This is a genomic window from Microbacterium sp. (assembly GCF_011620665.1).
Taxonomy (GTDB): domain Bacteria; phylum Actinomycetota; class Actinomycetes; order Actinomycetales; family Microbacteriaceae; genus Microbacterium.
This window is the reverse complement of sequence record NZ_WOYQ01000080.1, coordinates 1-11,605: the sequence shown is the minus strand read 5'-3', so window position 1 is coordinate 11,605 and position 11,605 is coordinate 1. Positions and strand designations below refer to the sequence as shown.

At 69.0% G+C, this 11,605-nt stretch carries 10 protein-coding genes and 2 tRNA genes; 5 read left to right on the top strand and 7 right to left on the bottom strand.

Going from position 1 to position 11,605, the window contains the following annotated elements; genetic code table 11:
• The 5 genes from QZV81_RS10185 to serS form a co-directional block, all read right to left on the bottom strand.
• Positions 1-92 (bottom strand) — tRNA-Ser (locus QZV81_RS10185).
• Between the two features lie 78 nt (positions 93-170).
• Positions 171-1,466, bottom strand: a complete 1,296-nt coding sequence (locus QZV81_RS10180) for an LCP family protein (RefSeq protein ID WP_292836656.1) — start codon at positions 1,464-1,466, stop codon at positions 171-173.
• A 19-nt stretch (positions 1,467-1,485) separates the two neighbouring features.
• Positions 1,486-1,570, bottom strand: a tRNA-Ser gene (locus QZV81_RS10175).
• A 95-nt stretch (positions 1,571-1,665) separates the two neighbouring features.
• Positions 1,666-2,583 carry an HAD family hydrolase gene (locus tag QZV81_RS10170; protein ID WP_292836653.1) on the bottom strand — a complete coding sequence of 306 codons (918 nt, stop codon included), beginning with the start codon at positions 2,581-2,583 and terminating at the stop codon, positions 1,666-1,668.
• Positions 2,580-3,845, bottom strand: a complete 1,266-nt coding sequence (serS, locus tag QZV81_RS10165; RefSeq protein ID WP_292836650.1) for a serine--tRNA ligase — start codon at positions 3,843-3,845, stop codon at positions 2,580-2,582. Before serS ends, QZV81_RS10170 begins: the two co-directional genes overlap by 4 nt.
• 35 nt (positions 3,846-3,880) lie before the next feature.
• Here serS and QZV81_RS10160 point away from each other — a divergent pair, with 35 nt between their 5' ends.
• Together QZV81_RS10160 and QZV81_RS10155 are read left to right on the top strand one after the other, a co-directional pair.
• Positions 3,881-4,870: a diacylglycerol kinase family protein gene (locus QZV81_RS10160; RefSeq protein WP_292836647.1), complete on the top strand. Its 990-nt coding sequence runs from the start codon at positions 3,881-3,883 to the stop codon at positions 4,868-4,870.
• 83 nt (positions 4,871-4,953) lie between these two features.
• Positions 4,954-6,018: an LLM class flavin-dependent oxidoreductase gene (locus tag QZV81_RS10155; protein WP_292836644.1), complete on the top strand. Its 1,065-nt coding sequence runs from the start codon at positions 4,954-4,956 to the stop codon at positions 6,016-6,018.
• Positions 6,019-6,050: 32 nt separating this feature from the next.
• On the opposite strand, the gene pheA is transcribed toward QZV81_RS10155, so the two are convergent.
• Entirely contained in the window at positions 6,051-7,010 is a 960-nt protein-coding gene (pheA, locus tag QZV81_RS10150; protein ID WP_292836641.1) for a prephenate dehydratase, read from the bottom strand.
• A gap of 117 nt (positions 7,011-7,127) precedes the next feature.
• Here pheA and QZV81_RS10145 point away from each other — a divergent pair, with 117 nt between their 5' ends.
• The 3 genes from QZV81_RS10145 to galE all read left to right on the top strand — a co-directional run bounded on the left by QZV81_RS10145 (position 7,128) and on the right by galE (position 10,485).
• A complete protein-coding gene (locus tag QZV81_RS10145) occupies positions 7,128-7,757 on the top strand; it encodes a hypothetical protein (RefSeq protein WP_292836638.1) in 630 nt (209 codons plus the stop codon).
• A 42-nt stretch (positions 7,758-7,799) separates the two neighbouring features.
• On the top strand, positions 7,800-9,443 hold the full coding sequence (gene pgm, locus QZV81_RS10140) for a phosphoglucomutase (alpha-D-glucose-1,6-bisphosphate-dependent) (RefSeq protein WP_292836635.1): 1,644 nt from the start codon (positions 7,800-7,802) through the stop codon (positions 9,441-9,443).
• A gap of 64 nt (positions 9,444-9,507) precedes the next feature.
• Positions 9,508-10,485: a UDP-glucose 4-epimerase GalE gene (gene galE / locus QZV81_RS10135; protein ID WP_292836632.1), complete on the top strand. Its 978-nt coding sequence runs from the start codon at positions 9,508-9,510 to the stop codon at positions 10,483-10,485.
• A 58-nt stretch (positions 10,486-10,543) separates the two neighbouring features.
• On the opposite strand, the gene QZV81_RS10130 is transcribed toward galE, so the two are convergent.
• Positions 10,544-11,503 carry a DNA methyltransferase gene (locus tag QZV81_RS10130; RefSeq protein WP_292836630.1) on the bottom strand — a complete coding sequence of 320 codons (960 nt, stop codon included), beginning with the start codon at positions 11,501-11,503 and terminating at the stop codon, positions 10,544-10,546.
• Positions 11,504-11,605 lie beyond the last annotated feature (102 nt).

Here is an 11,605-nt window from a genome sequence, read left to right as displayed (position 1 = left end):
TGGCGGAGACGGAGGGATTTGAACCCTCGGTCCCCGTGAGGGGACTCCACCTTAGCAGGGTGGTGCACTCGGCCGGACTATGCGACGTCTCCACGGCATCCGACGCGAAACGGCGCGGATGCACTCGGCAATCATAGCCGTTCCGTCAGATCGTGGCGAACCGCGCTGGCCTATCGCTCGGCGACCGTGCAGGTCACCTGGGCAGCGGTCTGGCCGGTGACGGAGCTGGGCAGCGCGACAGCGGTTTCGGTCGGCGACGGCGTGGCCGCGGGCGATTCCGTGCCGGATGGGCTGGCGCTTGCCGTGGGCGCGGGGGTTGGGGCGGTGGCTTCACCGACGACCTCGGTGCCAGAGCCGCCTCCGGTCGACCCCGTGAGCTGAAGCGGCTGGTTGGCCGCCAGTGCTTCGAACAGCACATCCGCGTCAGCGGTGACCGGGAGCACCCGCACCCCGCCCTCGGCGTATTGGGTGGGGTACTGCACGAAGACGATGTCTTCGTAGGGCACGCTGCGCACCGCCATGGCTATCTGCACCATCCGCTGCGGATTGGTGAGCGTGTCGCTCAGCACGAGCTGCCCTGTGGCCACCTGCTTGATGGCCGTGGTTGCGAGGTTGAGCAAGGTGCCGGGATTCGACAGCACACCATCTGACTGGAGCTTGCGCACCATCGAGCTCATGAACTGCTGCTGGTTCGAAATGCGCCCGAGGTCCGATCCATCGCCGATGCCGTGGCGGATGCGGAGAAACTGCAAAGCTTCGACGCCCACGAGCGTGTGCTCGCCCGCGGTGAGATTGAGACCGGTGTGGCCGTCGCTGATGTCGTCCGAGACGCAGACATCGACTCCGCCGATCGCGTCCGACAAATTGATGACGCCGGTCCATCGCATGGCTGCGGCGAACTGGATGTCGACGCCTGTGAGCTTCTCGACCGTGAGCACGCTGCAGGGAAGCCCCCCGTACATGTACGACACGTTGATCATCTGCGAGCTCATGGCCGAGTATTGCGTGCCGTCCTCCCCGGTGCAGGAGGGAATGGAGACGAGCATGTCGCGCGGAATCGAGACGATCGTCACGCGACGCGGCGCATCGCTGATGTGCACGAGCATCGTCACGTCGTTGCGTTCGCCCTTGGCATCCGTCGCCGCGCAGCGGGGGAAGAGTGCGAGGTCCTGGCCCTCGCACGAGTCGGTGCCGACGACGAGCATGTTGACGCCGCCCTCGATCTCTCCGATCGCCGGCGGAAGCTGGCTGCCATCATCTCCGATCGACACCCCCGAGGCGGCGACCGCGCGGGAGGCATCCCACACGGCGAACCCGCCGATCGCGACCACACTCACGACGACGACGACGACGATCGCGCCGAGAATCGTGAGGACCTGCGCGAACGGATTCGGAGACTGCAGGATTCCGTGACGCGCGACGGGCTGTCGACGCGAAGACGCCGTGCGCTCGGGGCGTGGGGTCACGCACAATCCTTTCGAAACGCGGAGGGTGTGGGATTCGAACCCACGGGACATCGCTGCCCACTGGTTTTCAAGACCAGGTCCATCGGCCGCTCGGACAACCCTCCCGACGGGCACCGAAGCATCCGCCGAACAGGGGAAGTCTAGTCGACCACGTTCTGCCCATTGTCGCGGCAACCGCCTGTGGACCGGCTGAAAACCGCTACAAGCGGCGGAGAATCTCGGCGGCGCCGCCCACATAGACCGACGACGCGACTTCGGATGCCGCTGCCCGCACCTCGTCCGGCCCCTGTGCCATGGCGATCGCCCGCCCGCCGTGTTCGCGCGCCCAGCTCAGCATCCCGACGTCATTGCGCCCGTCGCCCATGACCAGCACGCGCTCGGGATCGACGCCGAGCCACGTGCGCACCCGCTCGAGCGCGGTGGATTTGTCGACACCCTGCGGGGCGATGTCGAGCCAGGCCGACCAGCCGACGGAATACGACACTTCGCTCAGCCCGATGCGGGCGACCAGGTCGACGAAGTCCCGGTCGGTGTCGTCCGGCGAGGCCACGACGACGCGGCACACGGGCTGGCCCGCGAGCTCGTCGAAGCTGACACGCTGCGCCTGCGCGAGATTCCACTCATCCATCTCACCCGTATAGCGCCGGCGGCCATCGGCGAGCTCGACCATGTAGTTGGCGGACGGCAGATGCTCCCCGAGAAGGCGCAGCACCTGCGCGGGATCGAAAGTCTCGACGTGGAAGCGCTCGTAGCGCAGCTCATCGACGAAGTCACCGTCGACGCGCTTCATGATGACGGCGCCGTTTGAGCACACGGCGTATGCGGGAGCGAGCTCGAGAACGCGCTGGATGCCGCGAGTGCCCTCCCAGCTCCGCCCGGTCGCGAGCATGACCTCGTGGCCGGCGCGGCGCGCGTGCGCGACGGCGTCGACGATGCCAGGGCTGAGCGTCTCATCCTCGAGCAGCACGGTGCCGTCGACATCGAGAGCGATCAGCAGCGGCTCGGCGGGACCCGCGGCATCCTCCACCTCCTCGGCGAGGTCTCCGACGCGCTCGGCGGACTGCGCCGGGGCGGTGATCTCGATCGACCCGGTCGGCGGGAGGGGCGCGGAGGTCATCCGATCGGCTCCGCGACCTCGATGCCGCCCAGATACGGGCGGAGCACCTCGGGGATGAGCACCGAGCCGTCCGCCCGCTGGTGGGTTTCGAGAAGCGCGACGATCCAGCGAGTCGTCGCGAGGGTGCCGTTGAGGGTCGCGACGGGCGCCGTCCCCTTGCCCTCGGGCCGGTACCGCACGTCGAGTCGGCGAGCCTGGTAGCTCGTGCAGTTGCTCGTCGACGTCAGCTCGCGGTAGGTGCCCTGCGTAGGAACCCAGGCTTCGACGTCGTACTTGCGCGCGGCGCTCGAGCCGAGGTCACCCGCGGCGACATCGATCACACGGTAGCTGAGGCCGAGGTCCTGCAGCATCCGTTCCTGCAGCGCGACGAGGCGCAGGTGCTCCGCCTCGGCGTCGTCCGGCGTCGTGTAGACGAACATCTCGAGTTTGTTGAACTGGTGGACGCGTATGATCCCACGGGTGTCCTTGCCGTACGAGCCGGCCTCGCGGCGATAGCAGGTCGACCATCCGGCGTAGCGCTTCGCCCCCGCCGTCAGGTCGATGATCTCGCCCATGTGATACCCGGCGAGCGGCACCTCACTGGTCCCGACGAGGTATAGGTCATCGGCCTCCAGCTTGTAGACCTCATCGGAGTGCTGACCGAGAAAGCCGGTCCCCCGCATGACCTCGGGCCGTACGAGCGTGGGCGGGATCATGGGGACGAAATCGGCATCGATCGCACGCTGCAGCGCGAGCGACATGAGCGCGTACTCGAGGCGCGCGCCGATTCCGGTGAGGAAATAGAACCGGCTTCCCGAGACCTTCGTGCCGCGCTCCATGTCGATCGCGCCGAGCTTCTCGCCGAGAGCGAGGTGGTCGAGCGGTTCGAAGTCGAAGGATGCCGGCTCGCCGTGCGTACGGAGCGTGACGAAGGCCTCTTCGCCGCCGGCCGGAACACCGTCGATGACGATGTTCTCGATCACGCCGAGCGCGGCCTCGGCCGCCGCTTCGGCCGCCGTGGCGACCAGCTGTGCCCGCTTCACGCGATCGCTCAGCTCCTTCGCCTGTGCCACGAGCGCAGGTTTGTCACCCCTCGGCGCCTGCGCGACCGTCTTGCCGTGCGCGTTCTGCGCCGCGCGGAGCTCTTCGAACTCGGTGATCGCGGCGCGGCGCTCACGATCAGCGGCCAGAGCGGCGTCGACCGTGTCGGGCGACTCGCCACGGGCCTCCTGCGAGCGCTTGACGAGGTCGGGGTGGTCACGAAGGAACGCGAGATCGATCACCGGACAAGTCTAGAGCGCCAGGTATCCTCAGCCTCATGACCGATTCCCCCCGCGACCAGCAGGCCGCGCTCGTCTACAACCCGACCAAGGTCGATGCCGAGTCTCTCCGCGCAACCCTGACGGACGAGGGCGCCGCCGCCGGGTGGGGTGAACCTCTCTTCTACGAGACGACCGTCGAGGAGCTCGGCGACGGCCTGGCTCGGCAGGCGCTCGACCGGGGTGCGGCGGCCGTTCTGGTCGCGGGAGGCGACGGCACGGTGCGCGCGGTCAGCGAGGCGATGAGCGAATCCGGCATCCCGCTGACCATCATCCCGAGTGGAACCGGCAACCTCCTCGCACGCAACCTGCAGCTGCCGCTGAACGACCCCACGACGATGGTGCGGGCGACGTTCACCGGCGAGCACCGCCCCACCGACATCGGGTTCGCCCGCATAACCCGCCCGGATGGTGAGACGACCGAACACGGATTCGTCGTCATGGGCGGCATGGGACTGGATGCGGCGATGATCGCCAACACCAGCGGCGATCTCAAGAAGCGGGTCGGCTGGATCGCCTACGTCGGCGGCGCCGCGCGTTCGCTCGTGGGAGCCGAGCCGTTCCTCGTGCAGTACCGCGTACCGGGGCACGGCCTCCACCGCGCGCGCGTGCAGAGTGTGCTCGTGGCCAACTGCGGCTCGCTTCCGGCAGGGCTGGAGCTCATTCCCGAGGCATCGGTCTCGGACGGAGAGCTGGACATCGTCATCTTCCAGCCGAAGAGCATGTTCGGGTGGCTCGCGGTCTGGCGGCGCGTCGCGTGGGAGAACAGCGTCTTGAACAAGACGAGCGCGGGCCGCCGGATGTTGCGCCTCCGCACGAAGGACAACTCCGTGCGCTACGCCCGCGGGACCGGGTTGGAGCTGTCGACCGACGCACCCCAGCATGTGCAGCTCGACGGCGACGAGTTCGGTGAGGGCACCGCGCTGACGTGCCGGGTCGTCGCCGGGGGACTCCTCATCTCGATCCCGAAGGAGCGTGCCGCCACGTAGAGTCGCCGCATGACCTCGCTCGTCTGGCTCCGCGATGACCCTGTGCGGAATGAGCGAGCGCCGGCGCGCGTTGTGACCCGGTGATGAGTACCGCTCCCTTCCCCGCCCTCTCCGTCCTCGACCTCGTTCCCGTCCGGACCGCGCAGTCCAGCGCGCAGGCGGTGGCCGCATCCCTCGATCTTGCGACGCACGCCGACCGCCTCGGCTACCGCCGCTACTGGTTCGCCGAGCATCACAACATGCCGGCGGTGGCCTCCACGACACCGCCCGTGCTGGTCGCTGCCGCAGCCGCGCGCACCACCCGAATCCGGGTGGGCTCCGGCGGCGTGATGCTCCCCAACCACGCTCCGCTGATCGTCGCCGAACAATTCGCCGCGCTCGAGGCGATCGCTCCCGGACGCGTCGATCTCGGCCTCGGGCGCGCGCCGGGGAGTGACCCGGTGATCACACAGCTCCTGCGCATGAGCGGTACGACAAGCGAAGCCGACCGGTTCCCCGAGCACGTCCGCGACATCCTGTCGTTCCTCACCGCGGACGGCGCGACCCTTCGCCTGGTGAACTCGCCGAATCAGGCGCCGGGACGCACCTACGACGTCCACGCGACTCCCGCCGCGACGGGCATGCCCGATGTCTGGCTTCTCGGCTCGAGCGACTACTCCGCGCAGCTGGCGGCCGCATTCGGTCTGCCGTATGTCTTCGCCAACCACTTCTCCGGCGAGGGTCTCGAACGCGCGGTCGATCTCTACCGGACGCGGTTCCAGCCGTCGGAGATCTTGCCGGTCCCGCGCACATTCCTCACGGCGAATGTCATCGCCGCGGACTCCGACGTCGAGGCCGAGGAACGGATGCTGCCGCAGGCTCGCATGATGTCCCGGCTGCGCGGCGGCCACCCGCTCATCGCGCTCGAAACCGTCGAGCAGGCCGCGGCGGCGGAGGCCGGAGACGGCCTGGCGGCGGCGACGATCGACGGCATGCGCTCCCGCTGGTTCGTCGGAACCGGTCCCGAGGTCCGGGATCGGATCGCCGTGTTCGCGGCCCGGTACGGCGTGGACGAGGTCATGGTGTCACCGGTCGCCGGCGCGTACGACAACGAGCCGATGGACCGCGCGGACGGCCGCATCCAGACCCTCGAGCTGCTCGCCGGCTGAGGCGCCTCACGCGGTCGCGAAGACCACAGGCCTCAGTCCTCGGGCACGCCCGAGATCAGGCCGCGAAGCCAGTCGCGCGCCTCGACGAAGACGGCGTCGGCGTAGCGGTCCGAGTAGTGCACGATCGCGCGATCGGCACGCGGATACGACCCGAGGAAGATGACCTTCGGGCTGAACCGCCGCAGGCCCAGGAGGGCGTCGGCCATGCGCTCGTCCTGAATGTGACCGTCGGCATCGATGACGAAGCGGTAGCGACCCAGCTCGTCGCCGATGGGACGCGACGCGAGGAGCGAAAGGTTGATTCCACGGGTCGCGAACTGCTCCAGCAGCTCGAGCAGCGCGCCCGGGTACTCCTCCGGCAGTTCGACGATCAGCGAAGTCTTGTCGGCGCCCGTCGGCGCGGGAGCCGCGACCGCGCGGCTGACCAGCACGAATCGCGTGACGGCTCTCGCGTTGTCGCCGATGCCGTCGGCGAGCAGCTCGAGGTCGTAGTGCTCGAGGATTCCCGGCGGAGCGATCGCGGCATCCGCCTCGCTGAGGCCGTCCACGATCCCGACGGCCGACGCGACATTGCTCGCGGCCGGCAGATGCGCGTGCTCAGGAAGATTCACGGACAACCACTGCAGGCACTGGCCGTAGGCGACCGGGTGCGCGGCGACGAGTGACACATCCGCCAGGCGCGTGCCCGGACGCCCGACGAGGACGAAGTTGACCGGCACGAGGTATTCGCCGACGATGCGAAGTCCGGGGATCGTGGCCAGCGCGTCCTGCGCGGTCGACACCCCCCCGTCGACCGAGTTCTCGATCGCGATCATCGCGGCATCCGACCGACCCTCGACGACGTCGGCGAGCGCCTCGCCGACGTTGCGCACGGAGCGCCAGATCTGCTCGCGCGCCTCGGGCACCTGGCCGAGGGCGGCTTCCGTGAACGTGCCAGCCGGGCCGAGGTAGCTGTAGGTACGGCGCACGGGCAGGTCGGGATCGAGGTTCACGGGGCACAAGCCTAGTGCGGGCCCGCCTCGCCCGCCCGGCGGACCGCCTCGCCCGGCCAGCCGGCCAACCGCGTACGCTGGCCTGGACCGCACCATCCTCACCGAGGAGAAGACTCCATGCCCTCCTTCCGCATCGGCCGCGCCGTCGCGGCGTCAGCCGCAGTGGCCACCCTCGCTCTCGCCGGTTGCGCGGCGGAGTCCGGGCCCGGCGCCTCGGCCTCGGCCTCCGCATCGGCATCCGCAACACCGTCCGCGACGCCGAGCGCCATGCCCACGGCCAGCGCGGGCACGTCCGAGGCCGCCTGCCTCGTCGGCGACTGGACGGCCGGCGAGGCCGACCTCGCGGCCTACTACGACCAGGTCAACGCGGCCCTGGCCGGCACGGGCGCGAGCTTCACCCCGGCCGGCAGCGCGAGCCTGTCGATGCGCGCCGACGGCACCTATTCGTGGCTGCCCGCCGTGCAGCTGACCGCAGATGTCTCGGGCACGCGGATTCTCATCGACCTCGCCGGGTCGATCGACGGGGCCTACACCGTGAACGGTGACGCGATCGCGACGCAGAACGACTCGACCGAGAATCTGCAGATCACCGCGACGATCGACGGAGCCTCCACAGAACCGGGCACGATCGGCGATCAGATCGGCGGCGCTCCGCTGGCGAGCTCCACCTTCACCTGCTCGGCCTCGACGCTCGTGCTGACCAGCCAGGTCGCCGATGCGCCCGCCACCACGACCATGCACCGATGACCTCGATCTGACAGCGACACCCGAACGGGGCAGACTGTGCTCATGAACCGCGCAGGGCAGCCCGCTGAAGCATCCGACCTCATCGACATCGATGAGCTGATCGACGCCTACTACGACCGAAAGCCGGATGCCGCGATCCCCGATCAGCGGGTCGCGTTCGGCACGAGCGGCCATCGAGGCTCGTCTCTGTCGACGAGCTTCAACGAAGACCACATCCTCGCGACAACGCAGGCGATCGTCGACTATCGCACCGCCCAGGGGATCGCCGGACCGCTCTTTCTCGGTCGCGACACGCACGGCTTGTCACGTCCTGCGGAGCGCAGCGCCATCGAGGTGCTCGTCGCGAACGAAGTCGATGTGCGCGTCGATTCGCGTGACGCGTGGGTGCCGACCCCGGCGCTCTCGCACGCCATCCTCACGTACAACCGCGGCCGTGCCCTGGACGATCCGGGCCGCTCCGACGGAATAGTGGTCACGCCGTCGCACAATCCGCCGCGCGACGGCGGCTTCAAGTACAACCCCCCGAACGGTGGGCCGGCCGACACCGACGCGACCGGATGGATCGCCGATCGCGCCAACGCGCTCATCGAAGCGGGCCTCGACGGCGTGCGCCGCACGCGGTTCGCCGATATCGCGGCCGAGGCATATGGCTCCTACGACTTCCGCGAGGGGTACGTGGCCGATCTCGTCGACATCATCGACATCGACGCGATCCGGGCCGCGGGAATCCGGATCGGCGCCGACCCTCTGGGCGGCGCCTCGGTCGAATACTGGGGGCTCATCGCTGAGCGGTTCGGCCTGGACCTCACGGTCGTCAACCCCGAAGTCGACCCCACCTGGCGCTTCATGACCCTCGACTGGGACGAGAAGATCCGGATGGACCCCTCGTCCCCCTCTGCGATGGCCTCGCTCGTCGCGCGTCGTCACGAGTACGACATCCTCACCGGCAACGACGCCGATGCCGACCGGCACGGGATCGTCACGCCGGATGCCGGCCTGATGAACCCCAACCACTTCCTCGCGGTCGCGATCGACTATCTGTACTCGCACCGACCGGGATGGCCGGCCGACGCCGGGGTGGGCAAGACCCTCGTCTCATCGATGATCATCGACAAGGTGGTCGCAGCACTCGGCCGGACCCTCGTCGAGGTTCCCGTCGGCTTCAAATGGTTCGTGCCGGGCCTGATCGACGGCACGGTCGCCTTCGGCGGTGAAGAATCGGCGGGTGCCTCCTTCCTGCGCCGCGACGGGTCGGTGTGGACGACCGACAAGGACGGAATCCTGCTGTGTCTGCTGGCCTCGGAGATCCTCGCTGTGACGGGGAAGTCCCCGTCACAGCGGTACGCGGAACTCGAGGCGCTCTATGGCGCATCGGTGTACCAGAGGGTGGATGCCCCGGCATCCAAGGCCCAGAAGGCGGCCCTCGGGAGGCTGTCGGGCGACGCGGTCACGGCCACCGAACTCGCCGGCGAGCCGATCACGGCGAAGCTCTCGCACGCCCCGGGCAACGGCGCCGCGATCGGCGGGCTCAAGGTGCAGACCGAGCACGCATGGTTCGCCGCGCGCCCGTCCGGCACGGAGGACGTCTACAAGCTCTACGCCGAGTCCCTGCTCGGCGAGGAACACCTGCGTGCGGTCCAGGCCGAGGCCCGCGCCGTCGTTGCGGAGGCCCTCGGCGGCGTGTGACCAGCGGTCCGGATCGAGGGCCGGGATCCCGACTGCGTAAGGTGGATCCGACGCGAGGAGCGAGATGAGCTGGCTGGTCACGGGCGGAGCGGGATACATCGGAGCGCACGTCGTGCGGGCCCTGGCGGCGGCGGGCATGGACCCGATCGTGGTCGACGATCTGTCCAGCGGCCACGCCGCCTTCGTCCCCGAGGGCATCCCGTTCGTGCGGGGAACGATCCTCGACCGCGAACTGCTCGTCGACACCCTGCGCACTCACGGCGTGACGGGCGTCATCCACGTTGCCGGCTTCAAATACGCCGGCGTCTCGGTCACACGGCCGCTGCACACCTACGAGCAGAACGTGGAGGCCACACGGGTTCTCTTGCAGGCGATGGCGGATGCCGGAGTCCACAACATGGTCTTCTCATCGTCCGCCGCCGTCTACGGCACCCCCGACGTCGACCTGGTCACGGAAGACCTCCCCAAGCACCCCACGTCGCCGTACGGCGAGTCGAAGCTGATCGGCGAATGGCTCTTGCGCGACCAGGGGATCGCGACGGCGGACTCCGCGCATCCGCTCCATCACACGTCGCTGCGCTACTTCAACGTCGTCGGCTCGGCCGACGCCGCCGTCTACGACACGAGCCCCCACAACCTGTTCCCGATCGTGTTCGAGAAGCTCATCGCGGGCGATGTTCCGCAGATCAACGGTGAGGACTACGCCACTGCGGACGGCACGAACGTCCGCGACTACGTCCACGTCGGCGACATCGCGGCCGCCCACGTCGTCGCGGCGCGACGGCTCGCGGCCGGGGAGCACGTCGAGGCGGCGTACAACCTCGGTTCGCAGAACGGTCTCAGCGTGCGGGAGATCATGGATGCCATGGCGCGGGTCACCGGCATCCCTTTCACGCCGAAGATCGGTCCCCGTCGTGCGGGCGACCCCGACCGCATCGTTGCGACCGGCGAACTGGCCGCCCGCGACCTCGAGTGGCGGAACCGCCACACGGTGGACGAGATGGTCCGCACGGGCTGGGAAGCCCGGCGCGCCGCCGGGTGACCCGCGCCCGGCCCAGGACCACCAGCTGCACGCGGCATGCCGCGCCGCGGCCAGGGGATCAGCCGACGAGGGTGGCCTGCGGCATCCGGCGCCGCATGACGGCGATCGCCTCGGGATTGTCGTCGACGAGCACCGCCTCGCGACCGAGCGCGGCGGCCACGGCGCCGGTTGTTCCGCTGCCGGCGAAGAGGTCGAGCACGCGGTCGCCCGGGCGGCTGGAGGCCTGCACGATGCGCCGCAGGATGCCCTCGGGCTTCTGCGTCGGGTAGCCCGTCTTCTCGCGGCCCGAGGTCGGCACGATCGTGTGCCACCACACATCGGTGGGCAGTTTGCCGCGCGCGGCCTTCTCGGGGGTGACGAGCCCAGGCGCCATGTACGGCTCGCGGTCGACCGCCTCGGAGTCGAACCAGTACGTGGCCGGATCCTTCACGTAGACCAGGATCGTGTCGTGTTTGGTGGGCCAGCGGCTCTTGCTCTTGGCGCCGTAGTCGTAGGCCCAGATCAGCTCGTTGAGAAAGCACTCCCGGCCGAACAGGGCATCCAGCAGCACCTTCGCGTAGTGCGCCTCGCGGTAGTCGAGGTGGAGGTACAGCGTGCCGTCGTCGGCGAGCAGCCGCCAGGCTTCGCGCAGCCGCGGTTCGAGGAAATCCCAGTAATCATCGAAGCGGTCGTCGTATTGCCGCAGGTCGCCGCGCAGCCGCGTATATGCTGTGCCGCGGAAGCCGGCCTTCACCGGGCCGCTGCGGCCGGTACTCCGGATCGACGGTTCCGACGCGGTCGGATCCCCTCGTCGGTTCGCCGGGACAGATTTCTGGCCGGACGGCTCATCCGGAGGACGATACGCCAGCCGCTCGGCAGACTCGACCGCCTTCCCCTGTGTGCGCCCGGTGTTGAACGGCGGATCGAGATAGATCAGCGTGAATGAGCCGTTCGCCAAGCGGCGCGCGACGGCGAGGTTGTCGCCGTGGTGGATTTCGACCCTCCCCCGGTGGGGGTCCTCCGCGGGGTCATGTCCCACAATCGGTCGCTCCCCCGGACCATGTCCCACAATCGGTCGCTCCGCGGGCGCAACCACAGCAGAAGGTGGGACAAGCTCTGCTGGAATGGGGACCAGCGCGGC